Origin of the sequence: Streptomyces guryensis (assembly GCF_021261325.1) — a bacterium.
Classification (GTDB): Bacteria; Actinomycetota; Actinomycetes; order Streptomycetales; family Streptomycetaceae; genus Streptomyces; species Streptomyces guryensis.
In genome coordinates this window covers 29,055-54,739 of the sequence record NZ_JAJSBI010000040.1, presented here as the reverse complement: position 1 = coordinate 54,739, position 25,685 = coordinate 29,055, and the positions used below count along the sequence as shown (strand labels likewise).

Below are 25,685 nucleotides of genomic sequence, written 5' to 3'. Positions count from 1 at the left end.
CCGCTGATGCCCCCCGGGGCGCCTGGCGGAGTGAGCGCGCGGTGCAGGTGGCGGCGCCGGCTCTCTGTCCGCGACCGGCCGTGGATCACGGGACCGGTGCCGAGCAGGCCTCCCGTCATGGAACGGGCGGCGCGGCGGTCGGCACCGGCCGGGTGTGGTGGTGCTATCCCTCCTCGCCCGCCGATCCTGCCGAGGGCAGTCGGTCGCGGATCTCGTCCATCACCGAGGAGTCGGTGAGGGTGGTGACGTCACCGAGCCGGCGGTTCTCGGCCACGTCCCGCAGCAGGCGCCGCATGATCTTTCCCGAACGGGTCTTGGGGAGTTCGGTGACGACCAGGATCTGCCGGGGCCGGGCGATCGGGCCGATCTCCTTGGCGACGTGGGCGCGCAGCTCGGTGGCCACCTCGTCCGCGCCGGCCGTGCCCGCCTGCTCGGCGTCGCCGCGCAGGATGACGAAGGCGACGACGCCCTGCCCGGTCGTCGGGTCGGTGGCGCCGACCACGGCGGCTTCGGCGACCAGCGGATGCGAGACCAGTGCGGATTCGACCTCCGTGGTCGAGATGCGGTGGCCGGAGACGTTCATGACGTCGTCGACCCGGCCCAGCAGCCAGATGTCGCCGTCGTCGTCCTTCTTCGCCCCGTCCCCGGCGAAGTACATCCCGGAAAAGCGGGACCAGTAGGTGTCGACGTACCGTTTCTCGTCGCCCCAGATGGTGCGCAGCATCGCCGGCCACGGATCCGTGAGGACCAGATAGCCTCCGGAGCCGTTGGGCACCGGCTTGCCCGAGTCGTCCACGACATCCGCGTGCACCCCGGGCAGCGGTCGCAGCGCTGAGCCCGGCTTGCAGGTGCTCACCCCTGGCAGTGGGCTGATCAACTGGGCGCCGGTCTCCGTCTGCCACCACGTGTCGACCACGGGGCAACGGTCCCCGCCGATGTTCTGGCGGTACCAGATCCACGCCTCGGGATTGATGGGCTCACCGACCGAGCCCAGCAGCCGCAGCGAGGACAGGTCGAAGCGGTCCGGGAATTCGGCGCCCCATTTCATGAAGGTGCGGATCGCGGTCGGTGCGCAGTAGAGGATCGTCGCCCGGTACTTCTCGACGAGCTCCCACCAGCGGCCCTTGTGCGGGGTGTCCGGTGTGCCCTCGTACAGCACCGAGGTCACGCCGTTGGCGAGCGGCCCGTAGACGATGTACGAGTGGCCGGTCACCCAGCCGATGTCCGCCGCCGTCCAGAACACGTCCCGCTCCGGCTTGACGTCGAACACCGCCCAGTGTGTCCATGCCACCTGGGTGAGATAGCCGCCGGTGGTGTGCAGGATGCCCTTCGGGCGGGCCGTCGTACCGGAGGTGTACATGATGTACAGCGGGTGCTCGCTGTCGAACGCCTCCGCCTCGTGCTCGGCCGGCTGCTCGGCCACCAGGTCGTGCCACCACACGTCCCGGCCGTCGGTCCATTCGACCTCCTGCCCGGTGCGCCGCACCACCAGCACGCTGCGCACCTCGGGGCACTCGCGGACCGCCTCGTCGACGGCGGGTTTGAGCGCGGAGGGTTTGCCCCGGCGGTGGCCGCCGTCCGAGGTGATCACCACGTGCGCGTCGCAGTCGAGGATCCGGCCGCGCAGCGCCTCCGCGGAGAAGCCGCCGAAGACCACGGTGTGCGGGGCACCGATGCGGGCGCAGGCCAGCATCGCCACCACCGTCTCCGGGATCATCGGCATGTAGATGGCCACTCGGTCGCCGGAGTGGACGCCGAGGGCCTGCAGGGCGTTGGCCGCCCGGCAGACCTCCTGTGTCAGCTCGGCGTAGGTGATGGTGCGGGTGTCGCCCGGCTCGCCCTCCCAGTGGAAGGCGACCCGGTCGCCGTGGCCGGCCGCCACATGCCGGTCCAGGCAGTTGTACGCCGCGTTGAGCCGCCCGCCGATGAACCAGCGGGCGAACGGTGCGCCGCTCCAGTCGAGCACCTGCTCCCAGGGTTGGGCCCAGTCCAGCCGGGCCGCCGCCGCGGCCCAGAAGGCCTGGCTGTCGGCGTCGGCCCGCTCGTAGTCCGCCGCGGTGGCGTTGGCCGCGGCGGCCAGCTCGGGAGGCGGCGGGAACCGCCGCTCCTCCCGCAGCAGGTTGGAGAGTGTCTCGCCGGCCGGCTCACTCATGTGTGGGCTCCGGCGAACGGGCCGCCACGGTGGGTCCGGTGCGGCATCAGGTGCTCGCCGACGTTCGGGAAGACCGGCACGACGGCGCGCTGGTAGGTGGAGTTGGTGACGCCCGCGAACGACGCGTACCAGGCGCACGCGGCGGTGACCAGGCCGAGCCAGCCGCCGGCCTTGGTGGTGTCCGGGGACTGGGCGAAGTCACCGACGCACAGGACGATGAACGTCGCCGACAAGGTCACGAACACGGCCAGTACCGCGCCCGTGGTACGGGTGGCGGCGACGGTCATGTACACCGTGAAGATGGCCCAGGCCAGCAGGAACAGACCGGTCGCCTGGTGTGCGGTGGAGGCGGGCAGGGTGCCCGCGACGAACTTCGCGTAGGCGGCGTACGCCAGCCAGAAGGCTCCGAAGGAGGAGAAAGCGGTCGCGCCGAAGGTGTTGCCCTTGCGGAACTCCCACATGCCGGCCAGCAGCTGGGCCAACCCGCCGTAGAAGAGTGCGAGGGGGAGGACCACCGCGACCAGTTTCTTGTCGGTGATCAGGTCCGCGTTGAAGACACTGAGGACGAACGTCGTCATGGCGAAGGCGCCGAGACCGAGAGGGCCGGGGTCGGCGATGGTGCCAGGGTTCGAGGTTGGTGTGCTCATCTCCGCTTCCTTCTGTGATCTGGATCACATGGATGCGTGATTCAGTGTAGATGTCACGAGTTCCCCCTTGGTGGCCAGTGGACGCATGTATCGCCGAACGGTGTGAATCGGGCGCTGAACGGTCCCGTCCGTTTCGTAATGTTCGCCAGTCGTACCGAATGTTTCGTACCCCATTGGGTGTGAAGCGTATGGGGGCGAGACCGACGCCCCGCGATGGCGTGCACGTTCTCCGCAGATTCACCGCGTACAAGGGGTTGCCACCGTTTGGGAGCTGTCTCTAGGGTGCGGCAACAACGCATCTTTCTGGATCATCTCCGAAACTTTCGGCACCAGTGGACGGTCGTGGACGCGCCGTCCCTACCCGAGGAGCGCATGATGGGCGACCGGGCACTCTCCCGCCGCGGCTTCCTGGCGGCCTCCGCCGCGGCCGGTCTGGGCATGACGGCACTGAGCGGATGTGGCGGGGACTCGGACGGAGGGTCGTCGGACGGGACGACCACCGTCGAGTGGTGGAACATCTCCACCACCGAGCCCGCAAAGACCGTCTGGGCGGGTCTGGCCAAGAAGTTCGAGGCCCAGAACCCCAAGGTGAAGATAAAGATCGTTCAGCTGGAGAACGACGCCTACAAGTCGAAGATGACGGCGCTGACCGCCTCCGGGAAGCTCCCCGACATCTTCCACACCTGGGGCGGCGGTGTCCTCAAGCAGCAGGTCGACGCAGGGCTCGTCGAGGACCTCACCGACAGGACCAAGCCGTGGGCCGACGCCCTGCTGCCGGTCGCCAAGAAGCCGTACATCCTCGACGACAAGACGTACGCGATCCCGTTCGACATCGGCATGGTCGGCTTCTGGTACAACAAGGCGCTCTTCGAGCAGGCCGGCATCAGCACGCCCCCGACCACCTGGAACGGCTTCCTCGACGCCGTGCGGAAGCTGAAGGCCAAAGGCATCACGCCGCTCGCCCTGGGGGGCAAGGAGAAGTGGCCCGGCATGTACTACTGGGCCTATCTCTCGATGCGCACCGCGGGCATCGACGCGCTGCAGAAGGCCAGCGACGACAAGGACTTCACCGCGCCCGGGTTCGTCCAGGCGGGGCAGCACCTCAAGGATCTGGTCCAACTCCAGCCGTTCCAGAAGGGGTTCCTCGGCGCCGCCTACTCGACGCCCACCGGAGAGGCCGCGACCGTCGGCAACGGCAAGGCGGCCATGGAACTGATGGGCCAGTGGGCCCCGAGCGTGCAGGCCGACCAGGGCAAGGGACTCGGCAAGAACCTCGGCTTCTTCCCGTTCCCCGCCGTCGAGGGCGGAAGGGGCGCCATCACCGAGGTGTTCGGCGGAGGCGGCGGACACGCCCTGCGCAAGGGCGCACCGCAGGCGGCCGTCGACTTCCTGAAGTTCTTCGCCTCCGAGTCCACCGACACCGAACTGGTCAGGAAGACCGGCACCATCCCGGTCGTCCCGGGCGCGGAGAGCGCCCTGTCCGACCCCAACATCAAGGCCGTACAGGCACAGTTGAAGGCTGCCACCGGCTTCCAGCTCTTCCTCGACCAGGCGTACGCCCCCGCCGTCGGACAGGAGGTCAACGACAGCGTCGCCGCGCTCATCGCCGGCTCCAAGTCCCCCGAGCAGGTCGCGCAGTCGATCACGAAGACCGCGAAGGAAGAGCAGTAGCCGCCGATGACCTCCACGTCCTCCACGTTCCTTCCGGACAAGCGGAGCGGCCCGAGCGTCGAACTCCCGCCCCCAGACGCGGACTTCGCGCGGGGGCGGGCCCGGCGGCGCCTGCTCAACTGGCTCACCGCGGTCGGCTTCCAGGTGCCCGCGCTGGTGCTGTTCATCGGTCTTGTCCTGCTGCCGATGCTGTTCGCGCTGTACGCCGCCTTCTTCCGCTGGGGCGGCTTCGGTATGCCCTCCGACTACGCGGGCACGGACAACTTCACCCGGCTCTTCCAGGACCCGGTCTTCCTGGGTGACCTGTGGCGCTGCCTGGTCCTGGTCGGGCTGTCGCTCGCGCTGCAGCTGCCGTTCGCGCTCGCCCTGGCCGTGGCGCTCAACCAGCGGCTGCGCGGCCGGGCCGTGTACCGGATGCTGTTCTTCGCGCCGTACGTCCTGTCCGAGGCCATCACCGGCGTGCTGTTCAGCATGGTCTTCGCCCCGGGCGACGGGCTCGCCGACCACGTCCTGGGCGCCGTCGGCCTCGATGGCCTCGGCGGGGAGTGGTTCGCCGATCCCTCCTACGTCATGGCCACGCTCTTCCTGGTCATGACCTGGAAGTACTTCGGCTTCCACATGATGCTCTACCTGGCCGGACTCCAGTCCATCCCGGCCGAGTTGACCGAGGCGGCGCTGATCGACGGCGCCGGGCCCTGGCAGCGCTTCCGCAATGTCACCCTGCCGCTGCTCGCGCCCACCCTGCGCATCAGCGTCTTCCTCTCCGTCATCGGGGCGATCCAGCTGTTCGACCTGGTGTGGGTGATCACCCAGGGCGGCCCCGACCACCACTCCGAGACGATGGCCGTGACCATGTTCCAGTACGGCTTCAAGCGCTACCAGGTCGGCTACGCCAGCGCTATCAGCGTCGTCATGTTCGGCATCTGCCTCGTCTTCGCCCTCGCCTACCAGCGGTTCGTGCTCCGCCGCGACCTCGAAGGGGCCACCACGAACATGAGGGGAGACGGCAAGTGAAGCCCCTTCGCAAACTGCCGCTGCACGTCGTCCTCGTCGCCGTCGGCTCGGTGATGGTCGTACCTCTGCTGTACGCCGTACTGTCCGGCTTCAAGTCCACGTCCGAGCTCTCCCGCAACCCGTTCGGGCTGCCCGAGCACTGGCTGACCGGGAACTACACCGACATCCTCGGCGGCGGCGACTTCTGGCGGCTGCTGGGCAACAGCACCCTGGTCGCGTTGGCGACGACCGTGCTGGTGGTCGCGGTGTCCGCGCTCGCGGCGTTCTCCTTCGCACGGTTCGCCTTCCGTGGGCGGGAGGTGCTGTTCACCTTCTTCACGATGGGGCTGATGTTCCCCCCCGCGGTGGCCGCCCTGCCGCTGTTCCTTCTCCTGCGCTACCTCGGCCTGCTGGACAACCCGCTGGGCGTGATCCTGCCGCAGGCCGCGTTCGGGCTGCCGATGACCATCATCATCCTGCGGGGCTTCTTCCGGCAGATCCCGGGAGAGCTGGAGGAGGCGGCCACGCTCGACGGGTGCAGCGCCTTCGGGTTCTTCTGGCGGGTGCTGCTGCCGATGGCACGGCCGGCGCTCGGCACGGTCTCGGTCCTCGCCGTCGTCGCCAGCTGGAACAACTTCATGCTTCCGCTGCTGGTGTTCACCGACTCCAAGTGGTGGACGCTGCCCCTCGGCGTCGCGCAGTTCCAGGGCCAGTACTCGGCCGAATACGCGCGCGTCTTCGCCTACCTCGTCCTGGCGATGGTGCCCGCCCTCGCCCTGTACTCGGTCGCCGAGCGCCAGCTCGTCGGCGGCCTCACCGCCGGCGCCACAAAGGGATGACCGCGCGGCGGCGGACGTACGGCCCCGCACCACACATCGTGAGGAGTCGCACCATGCGCAAGACCACCCGTCTCAGACTCGCCGGAGCACTCGCGGCCGCCCTGGTCGCGGCCGGCATCGCCACCGGCCCCGCGGCCCAGGCGAGCCAGAAGCAGCCGACGCTCGCGGAACTGGCCCAGCGCCACGGCCGCTACTTCGGCAGCGCCACCGACAACCCCGAACTCACCGACACCGCCTACACGGCCCTGCTCGGCAGCGAGTTCGACATGATCACGCCCGGCAACGGCATGAAGTGGTACGCCACCGAGCCCCAACAGGGCGTCTTCGACTGGACGAACGGTGACCAGATCGTCGACCTGGCCCGCAAGAACCACCAGCGGGTCCGTGCCCACACCCTGGTCTGGCACAGCCAGCTGCCCAGCTGGCTGACCAGCCGCGAATGGACCGCGGACGAGCTCAGGGCCGTACTGAAGAAACACATCCAGACCGAAGTGCGGCACTACCGAGGCAAGGTCTACTCCTGGGACGTCGTCAACGAGGCGTTCAACGAGGACGGCAGCTACCGCGAGACCATCTGGTACAAGACGCTCGGTCCCGGCTACATCGCCGACGCCCTGCGCTGGGCCCACCAGGCCGACCCGCACGCCAGGCTGTACCTCAACGACTACAACATCGAGGCGGTCGGCCCGAAGAGCGACGCCTACTACCAGCTGGCGAAGGACCTCAAGGCGCAGCACGTCCCGCTGAACGGCATCGGTCTGCAGGCCCACCTGGCCCTCCAGTACGGCTATCCCACCACCCTGGAGGACAACCTCCGCCGCTTCTCCGCGCTCGGCCTCGACACCGCGCTCACCGAGGTCGACGTACGGATGATCCTGCCCGCGGACGACGCCAAACTGGCCACGCAGGCCGAGTGGTACCGGTCCCTGACCGAGGCATGTCTCGCGGTGCGGCGGTGCGTGGGCATCACCGTGTGGGACTACACCGACAAGTACTCGTGGATCCCGGCGGTCTTCCCCGGTGAGGGCGCCGCGCTCCCGTGGGACGAGCAACTGCGGCCCAAGCCGGCCTACTTCGCGATCCGGGCGGCGCTGGGCGGCAAGTAGAGAACGCCCCGGCGGTGCAGTGGGGAGCGCCGCCGGGGTCCCGCCCCCGGGCTGGGCGCCGGTGGCCCAGGGACGGCAGGTGCTCGGTGGCGGTGATGCCGCCCCACCGGGTGCCGGCGCCGATGGACATCGGTCCGCGATGACCGCAGTACACGCGCGGCACTACGTGCAGTGATCGCCTCCGGACACGCGTCGGGGCCGGTTCGCGGGGTGTTCTCGCGACCGGCCCCTCAAGTCTCCGGGCGGCGTGGCGCTCCGCCCGGTGCCGCTCAGGCGGCCGTCACCACCTGGCCGGCGCCCAGCGGGCGGTGCGGCGCGATGATCTGGCCGTCGGGCAGGAGCTCACCGGTGTCCTCGAAGAGCAGAACGCCGTTGCACAGCAGGCTCCATCCCTGCTCCGGGTGGTGCGCCACAAGTCGGGCGGATTCCCGGTCGGCGGAGTGGGCTGTCGGACACGGTGTCTGGTGCTGGCACATTGATGGGATCTTTCGCTCTGTCGTGATGTGTGAGATGGCTGTCTTGTCTGTCCCGCGGCTTGAAGCTCCGTTCATGGCCGCCCCCCGTAGTGATAAGTCGGTCCAGTCCCAGTGTTGCCCCACGGGCGTCAATCCGCAGGGATTTCGCAGCACCGCTTCTCACAGGTTGAGGACGCATCCCCGGCACGGACGGTTCAGTCCAACTGCACTGTCACTTCGGGTGGTTCTCGGTGGCCTGATGAGGCTAGTCCTTACAGGTCAGGCGGCGTTTTCGGCTCGTACGAGCAATTGGTTGCTCGTACGAGCGAATTGCCGAGCGGAAAAGCGTCGTACCCCGCGATCCGGAATTCCGGGGCGGGGTACGAAAGGTGTGGCGAGGGGCGGTGTTCAGGCGGGCGAGCCCAGTAGCGGGACCGGAGTCACCCGATGGGTCAGCACCGGGAGCAGCTCGGCGACACGGTGCGGGCGGTGGGCTGCGATGCCGGGCGGCGCCGGCGCCAGCGGGACGAGCAGGTCCGTGGCGGCGGGATGGCCGGCGGCGCCGTCCGCGGTGCAGTCGCCGTGCAGCCACAGTGTGAGCATGTACAGGCTGGGTACCGAGAGCAGACGGGGCTGGTAGGGCTGGCTCATCGTCTCGGCCTGGCGCAGGGCGCGCTCGGTGGAGGCGATGTAGGGGCCTTCGAAGAAGTGCGAGAAGGCCCAGCCGTCGGGCGTCAGCATGGTGTCGGCTGCGGCCACCGAGCGTTCGCCGCAGCGGATCAGGAAGCGCCACCCGGCAAGCCGGGTGGCGGCCGCGCCCGCGGGGCTGAGTTCGTCCAGTACGTGTACGGGCAGCGGGAGTTCTGGCGTGGTGGGGCCCTGGGAGCGCAGCAGCGAGGGAGTTCGGGCCTCGCGGACCGCAGTGGGGGAACCGAGTGCGGTGAGGACGGTGCGAAGGGCGGGCGCGGGAGCCGGGGGGACATGCAGCGGCATGGTGGGTCGCCTCTCATTCGACAGGCACAGTGGCGCGAGGGCGGGGGCGGACGGCGCTGTCTGCTCACGGGGCCAGAGGGGCGGGGGCCGGGTCCTGGGAACGAGGCGTGTGGGTGAGGCCTGCCGCACGTCACCTCGACGGCAGGTTCCATGACCGCGGGCGCCACCCCTCTGTCTTGTTCGCGGAGTTTATACGACATGTGTTCAGACGGTGTTTCGTCTACACGTTTCCGGCGCACTCGGCAAGGGCGTATCCGGTCGGCGATTCGTGGGAATCATCCCGATTCCGGAACCACCTCATGCCGGTGACCTCGGAACATAGTCGGGGAGCGGTCGGCCAATTCTCGTCGGCGTTTTTCACGAGTTCGTCGACGGCCCGAAACTGCGCCGTGCTCCATGCCTGGTGAATGTGCCACCGGTCACGTGCAACAGAGTAGCGGGCGACACCCCCGCGCGGGGACGTTATCGATCGCCGCGGCTGGGCATCATCCCACGTGACCCCGACGCCGGGCTGGCCCGATCTTCGGGCCGCCCACTCGAGGAGGGACGCTTCGATGGGGGAGAAGGTCGTGGCAGGGCGGTTCGACCTGTCCGATCGGCAGCACTACCGCGACAAGCTCCGCAGGTGTCTGACGGGGCTGGAGCGGCTCCTGGACGAGAAGCGGTTCGATCGCCCGAAGAACCTCATGGGGCTGGAGATCGAACTGAATCTCGCCGGTGATGACGGCATGCCGAAAATGCTCAATGCCCAGGTTCTGGAGCGGATCGCAAGCCGTGATTTCCAAACAGAACTCGCCATGTTCAATCTGGAAGTCAACATTGCCCCACATCGATTGGGTGGGCGGGTATTCGACCGGCTCGCGGAGGAACTGCGGACCTCGCTGGCATATGCCCATCGAAAAGCCGGCGAGCTCGACGCGGGAATCGTGATGATCGGCATTCTGCCGACCCTCGACCGGGACGACCTGGTCTCCTCCAACCTCTCCGACGTCGACCGCTACGCCCTGCTCAACGAGCAGATCGTGGCCGCCCGCGGCGAGGACTTCGTCCTGGACATCGACGGAGTCGAGCGCCTCACCTGCACCTCGAAGTCCATAGCCCCGGAAGCCGCCTGCACGTCCGTGCAACTGCACCTCCAGGTCACTCCGGGCCGCTTCGCCGACGTCTGGAACGCCGCGCAGGCCGTCGCCGCTGCGCAGATCGCCGTCGGCGCCAACTCGCCCTTCCTGTTCGGCCGTGAGCTGTGGCGCGAGTCCCGGCCCCCGCTGTTCCAGCAGTCCACCGACACCCGGCCGCCGGAACTGCAGGCACAAGGCGTGCGCCCGCGCACCTGGTTCGGGGAGCGCTGGATCTCCTCGGCGTACGACCTCTTCGAGGAGAACCTGCGGTTCTTCCCCGCCCTGCTGCCGATCTGCGACGACGAGGACCCCCTCGACGCCCTCGACGAAGGCGGCGTGCCCAAGCTCGCCGAACTCGTCCTGCACAACGGCACGGTGTACCGCTGGAACCGCCCGGTCTACGGCATCGCCGACGGTGTCCCGCACCTGCGCGTCGAGAACCGGGTGCTGCCCGCCGGGCCCACCGTCACCGACGTCGTCGCCAACGCGGCCTTCTACTACGGCCTCGTCCGCGCCCTCGCCGAGGAGTCGCGGCCCGTGTGGACCCGGCTGCCGTTCGAGGCCGCCGCCGCCAACTTCGACGCCGCCTGCAAGCACGGCATCGACGCCCGTCTGGAGTGGCCGCGACGGGGGCGGTACGGCGGCACCATGCAGGTCGACGCGGTGAGCCTCGTACGCGACGAGCTGCTGCCGCTCGCCGAGGCGGGGCTGGACGCATGGGGGGTCGAACCCGCCGACCGGGACTTGTACCTGGGTGTCATCGACGAGCGCTGCCGGCGCCGGGCCAATGGTGCGACCTGGCAGGCGGCGACGTTCCACCGGGCACTGGAGACGGGGCTCTCGCGGGATGCCGCGCTGGCGGCCACGACGAGGAGGTACAGCGAGCTGATGCATCTGGGGGAGCCGGTGCATACGTGGCCGGTGGGGCTGCCGGAGCCGGTGCCGCTCGGCTGAGCGGCCGCTCCCTCGCAGGCGGCACAGCGGGGGCGGACTCGGACGTGTGGATCGAGCGGATCACGGCGGCCAACGGCGCGGTCGACGTGACTCCGGTGGGCGCGGTCTCCTCGGCGCCGATCGGCGTGGCCATGGTGCCCACGGCCGCGAAGTCGCTGAGGGCCGAAGAAGACGTACAGCTGGATCGACGCGACCGGGCTCTACGACACCACGCCCGCCGTATACAGGGATCGCCGTGGGCCCCGACTCCGACCGCCAGGAGGCCGAACAGACCGCCGAGGCGAGGGGCGGCTCGGGCCAGTCGGTCAGCAACCCGTCACAGATCCGGTCGGTGATGCTGAAGGCCGTCGTGGCGGCGGGGTCCAGGAGGGGATGACCAGCCTCCGAAGGGGGCGCGGGGAACTGCGCGACCAGCCACGACGAAGCCGCAGACGAAAGGCGGCGCATCCCGGACGGTGAGGACGGGCACCGTCGCGACGGCGCCCGTGCGGAGCCGCGCCCGTGGGCGGGGGCCGCTGCCGCCCGCCCCATACTGATCGGGCAAGCTGTGACGTCCCAAGACGGTGGTGCCCCTCCCTGCTGAACCTCATGCCGGACCGCGGCCGTATGGCATGCAAAGGGGAGGTACGCCCCGTACGGCGTCCGTCCCCCCGATGGACTACTCAACTGGAGGCAGGTGTGCAGGCAGAGGCGGGCCCGGTGGCCGATTCCATTCCACCGGAGCGGCCCTCGCGACGGATTCTCCGTGACGAGACGCTACTCGTTCTGGGGCTTTCGCTCGGTGCGAGTGGGGTATCCGCCCTGATCAGCTTTGTTGGATCGGTCACGAAGCCAGGGGGGCTCAAGGAGCAGGCGGCCACCCTCAACGCCTCGGCCGCTCCGGGCCGCCCCTGGCTGGATCTCGCCTGGCAGCTGTTCGGCATCGCCACGGCACTGGTCCCCGTCGCGCTCGTCGCGCACTTCCTGCTGCGTGAGGGCAAGGGGCTGCGCACCATCGGCTTCGACCGCACCCGGCCGTGGCCCGACCTCGGCCGCGGCGCCGGGATCGCGGCGGTGATCGGCAGCACCGGAATCGCCTTCTACCTGGCCGCACGCGGGCTCGGGTTCAACCTCACGGTGGTCCCGGAGGCGCTGCCCGGCGTGTGGTGGAAGTACCCCGTGCTGATCCTCTCGGCGATGCAGAACGCGATCCTCGAAGAGGTCATCGTCGTCGGCTATCTGCTGCGCCGGCTCGGACAGTTGGGCTGGACGCCCGGCACCGCCCTGGTGGCCAGTTCCGTACTGCGCGGCTCATACCACCTCTACCAGGGCATCGGCGGCTTCGTCGGCAACATGGTGATGGGCGTGGTGTTCGTGTACCTGTACCGGCGCTGGGGCCGGGTGGGCCCGCTGGTGGTGGCGCATTCCCTGCTCGACATCGGGGCGTTCGTGGGGTACGCGCTGCTGGCCGGGAAGGTGGGCTGGCTGCCGACGGCGTGAGCCCCGGCAGCCGGGCCCGCTAGGCGAGCAGCTCGCCCTCGATGACCGTGACCGCGCGCCCGCTCAGCAGCGTACGGTCGCCGCGCAGCCGGGTGTGGACACGGCCGGAGCGGGGCGACGCCTGCAGGCCGGTGAGGTCGGTGCGGCCGAGCCGCTCGGACCAGAAGGGGGCGAGGGCCGTGTGGGCGCTGCCGGTGACCGGGTCCTCGTCGATGCCGACGTTCGGGAAGAAGCAGCGGGAGACGAAGTCGTATCCCCGGGTGGCGTCCTCGGCGCGGGCGGTGGCGATGATGCCGCGCTCGGAGTAGGCGGCGAGCGCCTTGTGGTCGGGGGTGAGTGCGTGCACCGTCTTCTCGTCGGCGAGTTCGAGGACCAGGTCGCCCACGTTCGGGCCGGTGTCGAAGGCGGTTCGCGGCTCGGCGCCCAGCGCTTCGGCGACTCCGTCCGGGACCTCGACCCGCGTGAGCGGCGCCGTCGGGAAGTCCAGGGTGATCGAGCCGTCCTCCTCCGGTGTGCCGACGAGGACGCCGCTGCGGGTGGCGAACCGCACGGTGCCCTCGTGGGCGCCGGTCGTGTGCAGGACATGGGCCGTGGCCAGGGTCGCGTGCCCGCACATGGCGACCTCGGTCGCGGGGGTGAACCAGCGCAGCGCCCAGTCGGCCTCCCCGCCCTCGGGCAGCCGGTGCGCGAACGCGGTCTCGGCGTGGTTGACCTCCAGGGCGATCTTCTGGAGCCGGTCGTCGTCGGGGAAGTCGTCGAGGAGCAGGACGCCGGCGGGGTTGCCGGCGAAGGGGCGGTCGGTGAAGGCGTCGACGATTCGGATTCGCATGGCTTCGACGCTAGGGCGGAGTGGAGCGTTCCACCAAGTCCAATTCGGGGTCGGTGGACCGATTTCCGGGCCGTGTGCCTCAGCGAAGCGGCCCTCGGCTGACACCCTGTCGTTGACCGTTCAGCCATTGCCCAGGAGGCCGTCATGTCCCAGCCGTCCGTGCTCGCCGCCCTGCTCGCCGGGCTGCAGGGCGGATCGATCGAAGTCGTCGACCTGACGTCGCCGCTGTCGTCGGCCACACCGGTGATCCAGCTGCCGCCCCAGTTCGGCCAGACCCAGGTCTTCGAACTGGAGGAGATCAGCCGGTACGACGACCGGGGACCGGCCTGGTACTGGAACAACTTCCGCAGCGGTGAGCACACCGGCACCCACTTCGACGCCCCGGTCCACTGGGTCAGCGGAAGGGACCTCGCCGACGTCGCCTCGGTGCCGGCCGGCCGGCTGATCGCCCCGGCGGTCGTACTCGACTTCTCCGACCGCGCCGCCAAGGACCCCGACTTCCTGGTCGAGGTGGACCACATCAAGGCATGGGAGGCCGAGAACGGGCCCCTGCCCGAAGGGGGTTGGCTGCTGCTGCGCACCGGCTGGGACGCCCGCTCGCAGTCGCAGGAGGCGTTCCTGAACGCCGACGAGAACGGCCCGCACACCCCCGGTTTGTCGGCGGAGTGCGCCCGCTGGGTCGCCGAGGAGACCCCGGTGATCGGCCTCGGCACGGAGACGGTGGGCACGGACGCGGGACGGGCGCACGCCTTCGACCCGGCCTTCCCCTGCCACTCGTACTTCCTGGGCGCCGACAAATACGGGCTGACCCAGCTGCAGAACCTCGGTTCCCTGCCTCCGACCGGCGCCGTCGTCATCGCGGGACCGCTGCCCATCGTCTCGGGCTCCGGCTCCCCCGCACGCGTACTCGCCCTGGTGGAGCGGTCGTGAAGGTCGCCGAGGCCGTCGGGCGGGCGCTGGTCGCGTCGGGGATCGACCATGTCTTCGGCGTGGTCGGCTCGGGCAACTTCCATCTGACCAACGCCATGGTGGCGGCGGGCGCGCGGTTCGTCGCCGCACGGCACGAGGGCGGCGCGGCGACCATGGCCGACGCGTACGCCCGCACGAGTGGGACGGCGGCCGCGCTCAGCGTCCACCAGGGGCCCGGCCTGACCAACGCCCTGACCGGCATCACCGAGGCCGCCAAGAGCCGTACGCCCCTGCTGGTGCTGGCCGCCGAGGCGACCGCACAGCGCTCCAACTTCCGTATCGACCAAGCCGTGCTCGCGCATTCTGTCGGTGCCGTCACCGCGCGCCTGACGACCGCGCACGACGCCGTCGAACAGGCCCGCGCGGCCCTCCGGCGGGCCCGGCACGAGCGGCGCACGGTACTGCTGAACCTGCCGCTGGAGGTACAGGCCCTCGACGTGCCTGACGCGGCCCTGCCGGCCGCCCGCCCGATGCCCGTACGAGAACCGGTCGAACCGTCCGAGGCCGCGGTGGCGGAGCTGGTACGGGCCCTGGAGGGCGCCCGGCGTCCGGTCTTCGTCGCCGGCCGGGGCGCGCGCACCAGCGCCGGCCGCGACGCGCTCCTGGCGCTGGCCGACCGGTACGGCGCTCTCCTGGCGACCTCGGCCGTGGCCCGCGGCCTGTTCCGCGCGAGCCCCTACTCGCTCGACGTCTCCGGTGGCTTCGCCTCTCCCCTCGCGGTCGAACTCATCCAGGGCGCCGACCTGATCATCGGCTGGGGCTGTGCGCTGAACATGTGGACCATGCGGCACGGCAGTCTGATCGGCCCGGACGCGATTGTCGTCCAGGTCGACGACGACCCGGAGGCGCTCGGCGCGCACCGGGGGATCGACCTGGGCGTCGCCGGCGACGTGGAACGCACGGCGCGACGGGCACTGGAGGCCGGCGGCGGGAGCCGCCCGGGCTACCGGACGCCCGAGGTGGCCGCGGACCTCGCCGCGCGGGCGCGGTGGCGCGACGTTCCGTACGAGGACGAGGGCACCCGGCAGCGGATCGACCCGCGCACGCTGAGCATCGCGCTCGACGACATCCTCCCCGCCGAGCGGGTCGTGGGCGTTGACTCGGGCAACTTCATGGGCTACCCGAGCGCGTATCTCTCGGTGCCGGACCACAACGGGTTCTGCTTCACCCAGGCGTTCCAGTCGATCGGTCTGGGCCTCGCGACCACGATCGGCGCGGCCCTCGCCCAGCCCGGCCGGCTTCCGGTTGCCGCCCTGGGCGACGGCGGCGCGCTGATGAGCGCCGTGGAACTCGACACCGTGCGTCGGCTCGGTCTGCCGATGGTGGTCGTCGTCTACGACGACGAGGCCTACGGGGCTGAGGTGCACCACTTCGGCCCCGAGGGCTTCCCGCTCGACACGGTCACCTTCCCGGAGACGGACATCGCCGCGGTGGCCCGCGGCTACGGCTTCGAGGCGGTCACCGTCCGCACGCCGGCCGATCTCAAGGCCGTGCAGGACTGGGTCGCCGGGCCGCGCTCCGCACCCCTGCTCATCGACGCCAAGGTGAGTCGCGAACACGGTTCCTGGTGGCTGGAGGAGGCGTTCCGCGGCCACTGAGCGCCGCACGGTCCCGCACGGGCCCGGCCCTGATCTGGGGCCGGGCCCGTTCATGCGCGAATTTCCGGCGAGCCTTGCCATGCGTACTATTCCGATATATCGTTGAGGCATCGCGACAGATCAACGATGGAATGGAGTGATTGCGATGCGTTCTCACGGATTCGAACGTGGACACGGTGGACCCGGCCCTCGCGGCCGGGGTGGTTTCGAGGGCCGGCGCGGCGCCTTCGGCCCCTTCGGGCCGGGCGGCCCCGGCGGCGGTCCCGGGCCCGGCTTCGGTTTCGGCGGACCCGGGTTCGGCCCTGGCCCCTGGGGCCCGCGAGGGCGCGGCGGACCGAGGGGCAGGGCACGGCGAGGCGACGTACGAGCGTCGATCCTGGCCCTGCTGAAGGACCGGCCCATGCACGGTTACGAGATGATCCAGGAGATCGCCGAGCGCAGTGGCGGGGCGTGGAAGCCCAGCCCGGGTTCGGTGTACCCCACCCTCCAGCTGCTGGAGGACGAGGGCCTGATCGCCAGCGCGAGCGAGGGCGGCAAGAAGCTCTTCTCGCTCACCGAGTCCGGCCGCACTGCGGCCGACGAGGGCCCGGACGCGCCCTGGGAGGAAGCCTCCCGCGGCATCGACTTCGAGGCGCTCGGTGAGATCCGGCAGGCCGGCTTCGGTCTGATGGAGGCTTTCGGCCAGGTCTGGAAGACCGGCAGCAAGGAGCAGCGCGAGAAGGCGCTGACGGTCATCAACGAAGCCCGCAAGAAGCTGTATCTGATCCTCGCCGACGAGGACTGACGGTTCCTGCGGCGACCAAGGCGCCCCGCGGAGTGGTCCGCGGGGCGCCTTACCGTGTCCGGTCAGGACACCAGCCCGGCGAGCTTGCGCAGCGACTCGTTCAGCGCGGCGGTCCCCGAGTCCTTCAGCCTGCCAGCCATCAGGGTGACCGCGGCGCCCGTGAACTCGCCGTCGATGCGGACCTTCGTGGCGTCGCCCTCAGGTGTCAGGGTGTAGCGCGTGGCCACGTTCACGGCCATCGGGCCCTTGCCGCTGATGGCGAAGACCCGGGCCGGTTCCAGCTCCGAGATGGTCCACTCGACCTCGGCCGGGAATCCCATCAGCTTCATGTTCTCCTGGAAGGTCCCGCCCACTTCGAGCGCCGCCGGGCCGCCCTTCGGAAAGCTGGTGTGGGTGGCGTTCCACTGGCCGTACGCGGGCCAGTCCATGAGCTGTGCCCACACCTTCTCGGCCGGCGCCTCGATCCGTGCCTCCGCGTTGATTTCGGGCATGCGACCACCTCTTCGTGTCGGGCTGTGGTGTCGCGGAAAGTAACGGCAGAGGTCGCAACATTCAATACTGATGAACCATCAGGAATTGTGGAGGCGGTTCAGCCGACCCGGCGGATCGACGCGGCGTCGAAGAGGTCGCACGCCCGCGGGAAGGCGCTCTCGTCGTGGCAGTGCCAGGCGTCCCAGAACAGGTCGGCGGGCAGCGCGTCCTCCGGGGCGTACACCCGGTACACGTACTGCTTGCCGTCCACGGCCGGCAGGGACACCAGCCAGTACCTGCTCTCCACTCACCTTCTGGACGTGCTACGGGGCGCTGTGGTTGCACGAGGGGCGCGTGACAAGGCGGCGCGCGCCCGTGCGGGCAGAACGGCCAGATCTCATCCGTAAGGAGGAGATTCCGGCCCGTCGGCTCCACTCTCCGTGGGACGCCAAGATGCTCCCCCTCGGGGATGACCGGAGGCGAGGAGGTTGATGGGGTAGGGGATGTGCAACCCCGTATCCCCCGGCAGTCGGTCGGCGAGCAGGCCGTCGGCCCCCGCGTGGACAACGATGCCAGGCTCAGTGCCGAACTGGCGGCGGTGGTCTCCGGTGCCCGCCGCCGGGCGGTGCGCGACGGTGACCGGCAGATCGACACGGCCCATCTGCTGCACTCGCTCCTGGAGCAGGACCCCGAGGTGCGGGCCGTCTTCGACGACGGGCCCGAGATCGCCCGGCTGCTCGGCTACCTGGTGCAGCGCAGCATCGGATACGGCCTGCGCTGGCAGGGCGCCGTCGAGGACTCCGGCGCCGTACCCGTGGTGGCGGAGGCCGAGGGGTTCTCGCCGATGGCAGCGGGGGCGATGGGTCACGCCTGCGAGCGCGCCGCCGCCCGCGGCGCCGAACCGGCCCGCGGCATCGATCTCCTCGCGGCGATCGTCGTCGACCCACAGGCAAGGGCCGTCGAGGTCCTCGGCCGGGCCGGTATCGACACGGACGCCGTGCTGACCCGCATCGAGAACCGGCCGGCCCGGTCGAGGTGGTCCAGCCGCTGAGACAGGTGTCATCGGGGGTGACGCTCATGTCTTCGCCTGTCATCATGTGCCCGTGCATACGTCTGAGAGCAGCGGGGGAAGCCGCGGCAGGAGCGCCGGACTGGGCCTCGCCCTCGTGTCCGCGGTCGCCTTCGGAGGATCCGGGGTCGCGGCGAAACCCCTGATCGAGGCGGGACTCGACCCGCTCCACGTGGTGTGGCTGCGCGTCGTGGGCGCCGCCCTGGTGATGCTGCCGGTCGCCGTACGCCACCGCGCTCTGCTGCGCCGCCGCCCGGCGCTGCTCGCCGGGTTCGGACTGCTGGCCGTGGCCGGTGTGCAGGCCTGCTACTTCGCCGCGATCTCCCGCATACCCGTCGGGGTCGCGCTGCTCGTCGAGTATCTGGCACCCGCCCTGGTCCTGGGCTGGGTGCGGTTCGTGCAGCGGCGGCCGGTGACCCGTGCCGCCGCGCTGGGTGTGGTCCTCGCGGCCGGCGGGCTCGCCTGTGTGGTGGAGGTCTGGTCGGGGCTGAGCTTCGACGCGATCGGCCTGCTGCTCGCACTCGGCGCCGCCTGCTGCCAGGTCGGCTACTTCGTCCTGTCCGACCAGGGCAGCGAGGCCGGCGACGACGCACCCGACCCGCTCGGCGTCATCGCGTACGGCCTGCTGATCGGTTCCGTCGTCCTGACCGCCGCGGCCCGCCCCTGGACCATGGACTGGTCCGTGCTGACCGGCACCGCGCGGATGGACGGCACCCCCGTCGCCGCCTTCCTCCTGCTGGCCTGGATCGTCCTGATCTCCACCGTCCTCTCGTACGTCACCGGCGTCCTGTCGGTGCGCCGGCTCTCCCCGCAGGTCGCGGGCGTCGTCGCCTGCCTCGAAGCGGTCGTCGCGACGGTCCTGGCCTGGGTGCTGCTGGGCGAGCACCTGTCGGCGCCGCAGATCGTCGGCGGTGGGGTCGTCCTGGTGGGCGCGTTCATCGCCCAGTCCTCGGCACCCGCCAAGGGATCGCCTCAGCCGGTGGCGAGCGGCGGCCCGGAAAGGGAGTTGTCGTCCCGCGAAAGCGCCGCCTAGGGTGCTGATCATGCATTCGAACGCACTCGTCCTTCCGCCTCCGGCCGCCTGAGGCGGGCCCTCCGGAACCACGCCCGACCCGGTGTCGGGCGCAACGGTGCTGCCCGCAGAAGAAGTCCACGGCCCGGTTGATCCCGGGTCCCTTCCGAAACTTCTGCGGAGACATTCGTGTCGTCGAATGCTGCTTTCGGCCTGCCCGTCGGGCGAGGCCTGTTCTATCTGATCGTCGCCGGTGCCGCCTGGGGCACTGCGGGCGCGGCCGCGTCCCTGGTCTACCGGGCCAGTGACATGGGCTACGCCACCCTCTCCTTCTGGCGCTGCGCGGCCGGCCTGGTCCTGCTGCTCTCCGCCCGCCTGCTGCGTCCGCGCGGGCGGACCGCCGTGCGCGAGCCGCTCCGCCGCAGGGCGCTGCGGGTGGGTGTCACCGGGGTCGGGCTCGCCGTGTTCCAGACGGCCTACTTCGCGGCCGTGTCCGCCACCGGGCTCGCCGTCGCCACCGTCGTGACGCTGGGCACCGGTCCCGTGCTCATCGCACTGGGCGCCCGGCTGACGATGGGGGAGCGGCTCGGCCGCGGCGGCCTGACCGCCGTCGCCGGGGCCCTGGCGGGACTGGGGGTGCTCGTCCTCGGCGGCGGTGGAGCGACCGTACGCCCGTCGGGTGTGCTGTTCGCTCTGCTGTCCGCGGCCGGGTACAGCGTGCTGACCCTGCTCACGCGCTGGTGGGGGCGGGGCGGTGAGGTCGACGCGTCGAGTACGTCGGTGGGGGCGTTCGCGGTCACCAGCCTCTGCCTGCTGCCGTTCGCCCTGGCCGAGGGGATCGTCCCGCACACGGCCCATCCCGCCCGGACCCTGTGGCTGCTGGCCTACATCGCCGCCGTCCCCACGGCCCTCGCCTACGGTCTGTACTTCGCGGGAGCGGCCGCCGTCCGGTCGGCCACCGTGTCCGTGATCATGCTCCTCGAACCGGTCGGCGCGGCGGTCCTGGCGGTCGCCCTGCTCGGCGAACGGCTCACTCCGGCAACCCTGGTGGGCACGCTGCTGATGCTGGGCTCGGTGGCGGGCCTGGCCCTGGCGGAGGCACGCGGCACGGCGGCGGAGGATCCGGTGCCGGCGTGAGGCCGGGGGGCGACCGGCTCCCGGGTCATCGGGCAGGCGCATCAGCGAGCCCCCGACCACATCCCTCGCCGTCGCAGCTGGTGTTCCCGGGCCGCCGCGTCCCGGGAACCGCCCCGCGCCGCGAGTTCGGCCGCCGTCCGGTCCTGGATCTCCTCGGGCTTGTGACTCGCGTACTTGAACTTCGCCCGTACGTCGACCACTTCGAGCCGCAGACCGCGGATGCCCGAGAGCAGCCTGCCGTAAGGCTCCTCGCCCACCGCCGCCGACGCGGAACCGCCCTCGGGCTGGAAGTGGCCGACCTGACGGTTGAGCAGGTCGGCCTTCTCGTCCGGATCGTCCACGACATGGGCCGTGCAGCGGAGTTGGACCGCCGCGTAGAAACTCGTCGGAACGCCGTGCTCGGCCGGGCCGTCCGGCGGGGCCTGCCAGGGCCCGGGGACATAGACGTAGTCGTCGACCACGCTCAGCAGCACGTCCGGGTCGGCCTCCAGCGCGGACCACAGGGGGTTGGGCCGGGCGAGGTGCGTGACGGCCTCGGCGCGCTCGGGGTCGTAGGCGAAGTGGAGCGGCTGGACGTGGGGCGGATCGCCCGGCAGGCCGTTGACGGCGAGCTGACCGAAGTCGTGCCTGCCGAGCCACCGCTGCCACTCGGCGTCGTCGCGGGGCGCGTCCCAGGGGCGGATCAGCATCACGGCACCGCCAGGTAGTCCGGAAGGGCGGTGCCCGGTGCCAGGTCGGCGTCCGGCACGGGTGCTTCGTAGCCCTTCCGCAGCGGGACGACACCGGCCCAGTACGGCAGGGAAAGGTCCTCGGGCTCGTCGTTCACGCCGCCCGTGCGGAGCTTGGCCGAGACCTCGTTCAGGTCGAGGCGGATCACGGCGGTGGCCGCGAGCTCCTTCTTGTCGGCGGGCCGGGAGTCGGCCGCGCGGCCCGGTACGACGTGGTCGACCAGCGCGTCCAGGGCCGCCCGCTTCTCCTCCGGGTCCGTCACGTCGTGGGCGATGCCGTGCACCACCACGGACCGGTAGTTGATCGAGTGGTGGAAGGCGGAACGGGCCAGGATCAGCGCGTCGACGTGCGTGACGGTCAGGCACACGGCCAGCCCCGGGTCGGCCTTGCCGGTCATCCGCAGCGGGCGCGAGCCCGTCGAACCGTGCACATACAGGCGGTCGCCGACCCGCCCGTACAGCGTGGGCAGCACGACCGGCGCCCCGTCCCGGACGAAGCCCAGATGGCAGACATAACCCTCGTCGAGTATCGCGTGCACCAGCTCCTTGTCGTACGACGCCCGGTCCGCGGAACGGGTGGGGACGGTGCGGTCGGTCGGCGTATAGGCGGCGGGCTGCGACGTCGGCTGCTGCTCGGTCCCCTGCATTGCGATCTCCGTTGCTGTGCGTGTGGTCCGGTGTCGGTGTTGCGTCGAGCTATTGCACTAGTGCATAATGTGCTTTGTGCTAGAAGGATATCGGATCGAGGGGCGGCGCGCAGCAGAGATTGCGGCGAGCGTCGAGCGTGCGGTGGGGTCCGGCGGGCTGGGGCCCGGTCAACTGCTGCCGCCCATGCGGGAGTTGGCGGCCGAGCTGGGCGTGAATCCCAATACGGTCGCGTCCGCGTACCGGATCCTGCGGGAGCGCGGAGTCATCGAGACGTCCGGGCGTCGAGGCAGCCGGGTCCGGTCCAAGCCGGCCACCACGGGTCGCGACTACGCCCGGATGGACGTGCCGGCGGGGGTGCGGGACGTGGCCGACGGCAATCCCGACCCGGCGCTGCTGCCCTCGCTGGCGAAGGCGTTCGCGGCGGCGGCCGAGCAGGGCGACCGGGAGCCCGTGCTCTACGGGGACGACCTCGTGGAGCCGGAGCTGGCGCGGATCGCGCGCGCGGACCTGGACACCGACGGGGTGCCGGACGGCCCGCTGACGGTGGCGTCCGGCTCACTGGACGCCATCGAGCGGGTGCTCGCGGCGCACCTCAAGCCGGGGGACACCGTCGCCGTGGAGGATCCGGGCTGGGGCAGCCTGCTCGACCTCGTCCCGGCACTCGGCCTGCGCACGGCTCCGGTGGGTGTGGACGACGAGGGCCCGCTCCCCGACGACGTGCAGCGGGCCCTGGCGGCCGGCGCCCGTGCCCTGATCGTCACGGACCGCGCCCAGAACCCGACCGGCGCCGCGGTGACCGCCACGCGCGCGCGTGCCCTGCGCGCCGTACTCCGTGAACACCCGGCGATCCTCCTGATCGAGGACGACCACGGCCACGGCATCGTCGACCTCCCGCTGCATCCCCTGGCCGGAATCACCGGGCACTGGGCCTTCGTGCGCTCGGTCGCCAAGGCGTACGGCCCCGACCTGCGCCTCGCCGTCCTCACCGGGGACATCACCACGGTCGACCGGGTGAGCGGCCGGCACCGCCTCGGCCCCGGCTGGGTCAGCCGCCTCGTCCAGCGGGCGGTGGTACGCCTGTGGGCCGACGACGCGCTGGACACACGCGAGGTCGCGGCGGCCTACCGCGCCCGCCGCGACCTCCTGATCGACGCGCTCGCGCAACGTGGCGTAGAGTCCCACGGCCGCACCGGCCTGAACGTCTGGGTCCCCGTCCCCGACGAAACCACCGCCGTGGCCGCCCTCCTCCACGCCGGCTGGGCAGTGGCCCCGGGCGCCCGCTTCCGCATGAGCGCCCCACCGGGCATCCGCATCACGGTCGCGACCCTGGCACCGGAGGAGGTCAGTCTCCTGGCGGACGCGATCACGAGGGCTTTGGGCCCCTCACCGACCCGAAGCTACGTCTAGGCGGATGCGCAACCCTCCCAGGGGTGCGGGGCTGTATCAATGTGCGGCTCCGCCGCGTGGGCGCGACCAGCCACTAACCGACCCGCACCCGCGCACGCTCCTCAACCCCATCCCCATCAGGCGCACTTGAGCCACCGCGAACCCGCACTTGCGTAAGCGCGGCCCCCGCCAAAACGATCACCGCGCCCACGGGTGTGGACCACCGCAGCGACTCCCCGAGGACAACCACACCCGCGCCCGTGGCGATCACCGGAATGAAGTACGTGACCATCTGCGCGGTGGTCGGCCCGACCTCGGCGACCATGCCGTACTGGATGAGAATGGCAAGCCCCGTACCCAGCACCCCCAACGCGGCGACGGCAAGCAGAGGCACCACCGGAAACCGCGCCGGAAGCGAGGTGAACAGCGGTGTCACAATGCCGAGTTGAACCGCCGCCAGCAGCAACTGCGCTCCGGTCATGGACAGATGGGAGTGGCCGGTCCCGGCCAGCGTACGGCGGACGTGAATCCAGCCGATGGGGTAGCTGAGCGAGGCCAGCAGAGCCATCACCGTGCCGGTGGCGTCCAGGCCGTGGAAACCCTGCCAGGCGCCGAGGACCGTCAGCACGCCCAGGAAGCCGAGGCCGAGGCCCGCCACGCGCAGGCGGGTCGGCCGGTCCTCGGAGAGGGCGACCAGGGAGAGCGCCATGCCCCACAGGGGTGAGGTGGCGTTGCAGATGCCGGCCAGGGTGGACGGGATCGTCAGCTCCGAGTACGCGAAGAGCGAGAACGGCAGCGCGTTGAGCAGGAACGCGGCGACCGCCAGATGCACCCACGTGCGCGCCCCGCGCGGCAGGCGCTCCCGCTTCGCCGCCATGGCCGCCGCGAGCACCGCCGTACCGAACACCAGCCGTCCGAGCGTGACCTGGAAGGCCGCGTACCCCTCGGTGCCCACCTTGATGAGCAGGAAGCTGAATCCCCAGATCAGAGAGAGGGCGCCGAAGCGGAGACGCCAGTCGACGGCGGGGCGGTGACGTGGTGCGGTGCCGGTGGTCATGGGCGTAACGATGAAGCACGCAACCTCGTAGAACAATCGAGAATTTCCGCCCGATACTTCGTAGTATTGCTTACATGTTGAATCTGGAGCGTCTGCGCACCCTCGACGCGCTCGCCCGGCACGGCTCCGTCAGCGGCGCCGCCGAGGGGCTGCACGTCACCACGTCGGCCGTCTCGCAGCAGCTGGCCAAGCTGGAGCGGGAGGTCGGCCAGCAGCTCCTGGCCAAGAACGGGCGGGGCGTGCGGCTCACGGACGCGGGCCGGCTGCTCGCCGAGCACGCGGCCCGCATCCTGTCGCAGGTCGAGCTCGCCCAGTCCGACCTGGAGGCGCACCGCGGGGAGGTGGTGGGGGAGCTGCGGCTGGCGGCGTTCCCCACCGCCGCGCGCGGCCTGTTCCCGGCCGCGCTGTCCCGGCTGCGCAAGGCGCATCCCGGCCTGCGTGTCACCTCTCGGGAGACGGAGCCCGAGGCCGCCGTGCTCGCCGTGATGCGCGGCGACTTCGACCTCGCCGTCGTCCTGGACTGGTACAACAGGCCGCTGCCCATGCCCGACGGGCTGGTCAAGGCCGTCATCCTCGACGACACCGCGGACATCGCGATGCCCGTGGATCACCGTTACGCGGAGCGCGCCGAGGTGGACCTGGAGGACTTCGCCGACGACGACTGGATCACCTGGGGCGAGAACGAGTTCTGCCACGAGTGGCTGATCCACACCCTGCGCTCCAAGGGTATCGAGCCGCGTGTCTCCCACCGAGCCGAGGAACACCCCACTCAACTCGCCCTGGTGAGCGCGGGGTTGGGGGTGTGCGTGGCACCGAGGCTGGGGCGCGGACCACTCCCGGAGGGGGTGCGGGCCGTGCCCGTGCGCCAGTCGGTTCGGCGCCAGATCTACGCCGTCTGGCGTGCGGACGCCGACCGCCGCCCGTCGATCCGGGCGGCGGTGGAGGCGCTTCAGGACGCGGGGGGCGAGTTGGGCTAGGCGGGGCCCAGCTTGCGGAAGTCCCAGGACACGATCTTCTCCGGGGTCAGCCGTACCCAGGCGTGCCGGCCGTCGTGCGGCATCTCCTCCAGGTTGAAGTTCTTGCGGGCGAACAGGGTCTCCGGGACGTCGAGTTCGGCGCACAGCTCCCCGGTGCGGGGGAACTCGCCCACGAACTCCACGGATCCGGACAGCTCGACGCCGCGCAGTTCGTCGTACTCCTCGCCCGTGTCGACCACGATCGCGACCCGTGGATCGCGCCGCAGGTCGGTCCAGCGCTTGCTGCGCACGACGGAGTACAGCCACATCGAGGTGCCGTCCCAGGCGAACCACAGGGTGCTCACGTGCGGAGCACCGCCCGCCGAGACGGTGGCGACCCGGCAGGTGCGCTGGGTGGCGAGGAACTCGTCCAGCTCACCGGGCGTCATCATGATCTTCCGGCCCCGACGCTGAGTGACGGTCATGCGGCCCCCTCTTCTCTCACGTCGTGTCAGAGGAACTCCAGTGATCCTCTGACATCACGTCAGAAAAGGACGGTCTGGAAAGGATGGGACGTCTTCCGCCCGTACGCAATGGCCGTTACGCTCGCCCGCTCCGGAACGCCGCCTACGAG

The 25,685-nt window shown here is 70.7% G+C and carries 26 protein-coding genes; 15 read left to right on the top strand and 11 right to left on the bottom strand.

Annotation, left to right across the window (positions count from 1 at the left end; genetic code table 11):
- Positions 1–163: 163 nt before the first annotated feature.
- Both acs and LJ657_RS44350 read right to left on the bottom strand, forming a co-directional pair.
- On the bottom strand, positions 164–2,152 hold the full coding sequence (acs, locus tag LJ657_RS44355) for an acetate--CoA ligase (RefSeq protein ID WP_232655400.1): 1,989 nt from the start codon (positions 2,150–2,152) through the stop codon (positions 164–166).
- Complete coding sequence (locus LJ657_RS44350) at positions 2,149–2,799, bottom strand: acetate uptake transporter (protein WP_232655399.1); 651 nt, start codon at positions 2,797–2,799, stop codon at positions 2,149–2,151. The genes acs and LJ657_RS44350 overlap by 4 nt, the downstream gene beginning before the upstream one ends.
- A 375-nt stretch (positions 2,800–3,174) precedes the next feature.
- Here LJ657_RS44350 and LJ657_RS44345 point away from each other — a divergent pair, with 375 nt between their 5' ends.
- From LJ657_RS44345 to LJ657_RS44330, 4 genes are read left to right on the top strand one after another with little or no spacing between them, the layout of a single operon-like run.
- A complete protein-coding gene (locus tag LJ657_RS44345; RefSeq protein ID WP_232655398.1) occupies positions 3,175–4,470 on the top strand; it encodes an extracellular solute-binding protein in 1,296 nt (431 codons plus the stop codon).
- 6 nt (positions 4,471–4,476) lie between these two features.
- Positions 4,477–5,484, top strand: coding sequence for a carbohydrate ABC transporter permease (locus LJ657_RS44340; RefSeq protein WP_232655397.1), 1,008 nt, complete (start codon positions 4,477–4,479; stop codon positions 5,482–5,484).
- Between the two features lie 53 nt (positions 5,485–5,537).
- Complete coding sequence (locus LJ657_RS44335; RefSeq protein WP_232655418.1) at positions 5,538–6,302, top strand: carbohydrate ABC transporter permease; 765 nt, start codon at positions 5,538–5,540, stop codon at positions 6,300–6,302.
- Between the two features lie 53 nt (positions 6,303–6,355).
- Positions 6,356–7,408, top strand: a complete 1,053-nt coding sequence (locus LJ657_RS44330) for an endo-1,4-beta-xylanase (RefSeq protein ID WP_232655396.1) — start codon at positions 6,356–6,358, stop codon at positions 7,406–7,408.
- Positions 7,409–7,677: 269 nt separating this feature from the next.
- Here the strand turns inward: LJ657_RS44330 and LJ657_RS44325 are convergent, their stop codons facing one another.
- Both LJ657_RS44325 and LJ657_RS44320 read right to left on the bottom strand, forming a co-directional pair.
- Positions 7,678–7,884 (bottom strand): DUF5999 family protein, encoded by a 207-nt coding sequence (locus tag LJ657_RS44325; protein ID WP_308117144.1) that lies wholly within the window; start codon positions 7,882–7,884, stop codon positions 7,678–7,680.
- 387 nt (positions 7,885–8,271) lie between these two features.
- A complete protein-coding gene (locus tag LJ657_RS44320) occupies positions 8,272–8,856 on the bottom strand; it encodes a hypothetical protein (RefSeq protein ID WP_232655394.1) in 585 nt (194 codons plus the stop codon).
- 554 nt (positions 8,857–9,410) lie between these two features.
- On the opposite strand from LJ657_RS44320, the gene LJ657_RS44315 reads away from it, so the two are divergent.
- The 3 genes from LJ657_RS44315 to LJ657_RS44305 all read left to right on the top strand — a co-directional run bounded on the left by LJ657_RS44315 (position 9,411) and on the right by LJ657_RS44305 (position 12,407).
- Positions 9,411–10,928, top strand: coding sequence for a glutamate-cysteine ligase family protein (locus LJ657_RS44315; protein ID WP_232655393.1), 1,518 nt, complete (start codon positions 9,411–9,413; stop codon positions 10,926–10,928).
- A 235-nt stretch (positions 10,929–11,163) separates the two neighbouring features.
- Positions 11,164–11,304, top strand: coding sequence for a hypothetical protein (locus tag LJ657_RS44310; RefSeq protein ID WP_232655422.1), 141 nt, complete (start codon positions 11,164–11,166; stop codon positions 11,302–11,304).
- Positions 11,305–11,606: 302 nt separating this feature from the next.
- The gene (locus tag LJ657_RS44305) at positions 11,607–12,407 is read left to right on the top strand and encodes a CPBP family intramembrane glutamic endopeptidase (protein ID WP_232655392.1); all 801 of its coding nucleotides are present in this window, start codon (positions 11,607–11,609) and stop codon (positions 12,405–12,407) included.
- A 19-nt stretch (positions 12,408–12,426) separates the two neighbouring features.
- On the opposite strand, the gene LJ657_RS44300 is transcribed toward LJ657_RS44305, so the two are convergent.
- Positions 12,427–13,236, bottom strand: a complete 810-nt coding sequence (locus LJ657_RS44300) for a PhzF family phenazine biosynthesis protein (RefSeq protein ID WP_232655391.1) — start codon at positions 13,234–13,236, stop codon at positions 12,427–12,429.
- Between the two features lie 144 nt (positions 13,237–13,380).
- Here LJ657_RS44300 and LJ657_RS44295 point away from each other — a divergent pair, with 144 nt between their 5' ends.
- The 3 genes from LJ657_RS44295 to LJ657_RS44285 all read left to right on the top strand — a co-directional run bounded on the left by LJ657_RS44295 (position 13,381) and on the right by LJ657_RS44285 (position 16,587).
- Positions 13,381–14,166: a cyclase family protein gene (locus tag LJ657_RS44295; RefSeq protein WP_232655390.1), complete on the top strand. Its 786-nt coding sequence runs from the start codon at positions 13,381–13,383 to the stop codon at positions 14,164–14,166.
- The gene (locus tag LJ657_RS44290; RefSeq protein ID WP_232655389.1) at positions 14,163–15,803 is read left to right on the top strand and encodes a thiamine pyrophosphate-binding protein; all 1,641 of its coding nucleotides are present in this window, start codon (positions 14,163–14,165) and stop codon (positions 15,801–15,803) included. The genes LJ657_RS44295 and LJ657_RS44290 overlap by 4 nt, the downstream gene beginning before the upstream one ends.
- Before the next feature lie 145 nt (positions 15,804–15,948).
- Positions 15,949–16,587 (top strand): PadR family transcriptional regulator, encoded by a 639-nt coding sequence (locus LJ657_RS44285; RefSeq protein ID WP_232655388.1) that lies wholly within the window; start codon positions 15,949–15,951, stop codon positions 16,585–16,587.
- Positions 16,588–16,649: 62 nt separating this feature from the next.
- Here LJ657_RS44285 and LJ657_RS44280 read toward each other — a convergent pair whose 3' ends face one another.
- Both LJ657_RS44280 and LJ657_RS44275 read right to left on the bottom strand, forming a co-directional pair.
- Positions 16,650–17,078: a type II toxin-antitoxin system Rv0910 family toxin gene (locus LJ657_RS44280; RefSeq protein WP_232655387.1), complete on the bottom strand. Its 429-nt coding sequence runs from the start codon at positions 17,076–17,078 to the stop codon at positions 16,650–16,652.
- Between the two features lie 98 nt (positions 17,079–17,176).
- Entirely contained in the window at positions 17,177–17,365 is a 189-nt protein-coding gene (locus LJ657_RS44275) for a hypothetical protein (protein WP_232655421.1), read from the bottom strand.
- A gap of 198 nt (positions 17,366–17,563) precedes the next feature.
- Here LJ657_RS44275 and LJ657_RS44270 point away from each other — a divergent pair, with 198 nt between their 5' ends.
- From LJ657_RS44270 to LJ657_RS44260, 3 genes are all read left to right on the top strand, one after another.
- Positions 17,564–18,109 carry a Clp protease N-terminal domain-containing protein gene (locus LJ657_RS44270; protein WP_232655386.1) on the top strand — a complete coding sequence of 182 codons (546 nt, stop codon included), beginning with the start codon at positions 17,564–17,566 and terminating at the stop codon, positions 18,107–18,109.
- A gap of 46 nt (positions 18,110–18,155) precedes the next feature.
- Positions 18,156–19,160 (top strand): EamA family transporter, encoded by a 1,005-nt coding sequence (locus LJ657_RS44265; RefSeq protein WP_232655385.1) that lies wholly within the window; start codon positions 18,156–18,158, stop codon positions 19,158–19,160.
- Positions 19,161–19,328: 168 nt separating this feature from the next.
- Positions 19,329–20,276 (top strand): DMT family transporter, encoded by a 948-nt coding sequence (locus tag LJ657_RS44260; protein ID WP_232655384.1) that lies wholly within the window; start codon positions 19,329–19,331, stop codon positions 20,274–20,276.
- A gap of 41 nt (positions 20,277–20,317) precedes the next feature.
- Here the strand turns inward: LJ657_RS44260 and LJ657_RS44255 are convergent, their stop codons facing one another.
- Together LJ657_RS44255 and LJ657_RS44250 are read right to left on the bottom strand one after the other, a co-directional pair.
- Complete coding sequence (locus LJ657_RS44255; RefSeq protein WP_232655383.1) at positions 20,318–20,965, bottom strand: FMN-binding negative transcriptional regulator; 648 nt, start codon at positions 20,963–20,965, stop codon at positions 20,318–20,320.
- A complete protein-coding gene (locus LJ657_RS44250; RefSeq protein WP_232655382.1) occupies positions 20,965–21,651 on the bottom strand; it encodes a pyridoxamine 5'-phosphate oxidase family protein in 687 nt (228 codons plus the stop codon). Before LJ657_RS44250 ends, LJ657_RS44255 begins: the two co-directional genes overlap by 1 nt.
- A 76-nt stretch (positions 21,652–21,727) precedes the next feature.
- Here LJ657_RS44250 and LJ657_RS44245 point away from each other — a divergent pair, with 76 nt between their 5' ends.
- Complete coding sequence (locus tag LJ657_RS44245) at positions 21,728–23,059, top strand: aminotransferase class I/II-fold pyridoxal phosphate-dependent enzyme (protein ID WP_232655381.1); 1,332 nt, start codon at positions 21,728–21,730, stop codon at positions 23,057–23,059.
- A gap of 73 nt (positions 23,060–23,132) precedes the next feature.
- Here LJ657_RS44245 and LJ657_RS44240 read toward each other — a convergent pair whose 3' ends face one another.
- The gene (locus tag LJ657_RS44240) at positions 23,133–24,095 is read right to left on the bottom strand and encodes a DMT family transporter (protein WP_232655380.1); all 963 of its coding nucleotides are present in this window, start codon (positions 24,093–24,095) and stop codon (positions 23,133–23,135) included.
- Between the two features lie 74 nt (positions 24,096–24,169).
- Here LJ657_RS44240 and LJ657_RS44235 point away from each other — a divergent pair, with 74 nt between their 5' ends.
- On the top strand, positions 24,170–25,072 hold the full coding sequence (locus LJ657_RS44235; RefSeq protein ID WP_232655379.1) for a LysR family transcriptional regulator: 903 nt from the start codon (positions 24,170–24,172) through the stop codon (positions 25,070–25,072).
- Here LJ657_RS44235 and LJ657_RS44230 read toward each other — a convergent pair.
- Positions 25,069–25,536 carry a pyridoxamine 5'-phosphate oxidase family protein gene (locus LJ657_RS44230; RefSeq protein ID WP_232655378.1) on the bottom strand — a complete coding sequence of 156 codons (468 nt, stop codon included), beginning with the start codon at positions 25,534–25,536 and terminating at the stop codon, positions 25,069–25,071. The genes LJ657_RS44235 and LJ657_RS44230 overlap by 4 nt on opposite strands.
- Between the last annotated feature and the right edge of the window lie 149 nt (positions 25,537–25,685).

Bases quoted from the DNA above. Each gene is read 5' to 3' on its own strand.
- LJ657_RS44230 (WP_232655378.1), bottom strand. From the start codon at position 25,536: ATGACCGTCACTCAGCGTCGGGGCCGGAAGATCATGATGACGCCCGGT.
- LJ657_RS44345 (WP_232655398.1), top strand. From the start codon at position 3,175: ATGGGCGACCGGGCACTCTCCCGCCGCGGCTTCCTGGCGGCCTCCGCC.
- LJ657_RS44335 (WP_232655418.1), top strand. From the start codon at position 5,538: ATGGTCGTACCTCTGCTGTACGCCGTACTGTCCGGCTTCAAGTCCACG.
- LJ657_RS44330 (WP_232655396.1), top strand. From the start codon at position 6,356: ATGCGCAAGACCACCCGTCTCAGACTCGCCGGAGCACTCGCGGCCGCC.
- LJ657_RS44295 (WP_232655390.1), top strand. From the start codon at position 13,381: ATGTCCCAGCCGTCCGTGCTCGCCGCCCTGCTCGCCGGGCTGCAGGGC.
- LJ657_RS44350 (WP_232655399.1), bottom strand. From the start codon at position 2,799: ATGAGCACACCAACCTCGAACCCTGGCACCATCGCCGACCCCGGCCCT.
- LJ657_RS44240 (WP_232655380.1), bottom strand. From the start codon at position 24,095: ATGACCACCGGCACCGCACCACGTCACCGCCCCGCCGTCGACTGGCGT.
- LJ657_RS44315 (WP_232655393.1), top strand. From the start codon at position 9,411: ATGGGGGAGAAGGTCGTGGCAGGGCGGTTCGACCTGTCCGATCGGCAG.
- LJ657_RS44280 (WP_232655387.1), bottom strand. From the start codon at position 17,078: ATGCCCGAAATCAACGCGGAGGCACGGATCGAGGCGCCGGCCGAGAAG.
- LJ657_RS44255 (WP_232655383.1), bottom strand. From the start codon at position 20,965: ATGCTGATCCGCCCCTGGGACGCGCCCCGCGACGACGCCGAGTGGCAG.
- LJ657_RS44235 (WP_232655379.1), top strand. From the start codon at position 24,170: ATGTTGAATCTGGAGCGTCTGCGCACCCTCGACGCGCTCGCCCGGCAC.
- LJ657_RS44325 (WP_308117144.1), bottom strand. From the start codon at position 7,884: ATGTGCCAGCACCAGACACCGTGTCCGACAGCCCACTCCGCCGACCGG.
- LJ657_RS44340 (WP_232655397.1), top strand. From the start codon at position 4,477: ATGACCTCCACGTCCTCCACGTTCCTTCCGGACAAGCGGAGCGGCCCG.
- LJ657_RS44285 (WP_232655388.1), top strand. From the start codon at position 15,949: ATGCGTTCTCACGGATTCGAACGTGGACACGGTGGACCCGGCCCTCGC.
- LJ657_RS44300 (WP_232655391.1), bottom strand. From the start codon at position 13,236: ATGCGAATCCGAATCGTCGACGCCTTCACCGACCGCCCCTTCGCCGGC.
- LJ657_RS44250 (WP_232655382.1), bottom strand. From the start codon at position 21,651: ATGCAGGGGACCGAGCAGCAGCCGACGTCGCAGCCCGCCGCCTATACG.
- LJ657_RS44320 (WP_232655394.1), bottom strand. From the start codon at position 8,856: ATGCCGCTGCATGTCCCCCCGGCTCCCGCGCCCGCCCTTCGCACCGTC.
- acs (WP_232655400.1), bottom strand. From the start codon at position 2,152: ATGAGTGAGCCGGCCGGCGAGACACTCTCCAACCTGCTGCGGGAGGAG.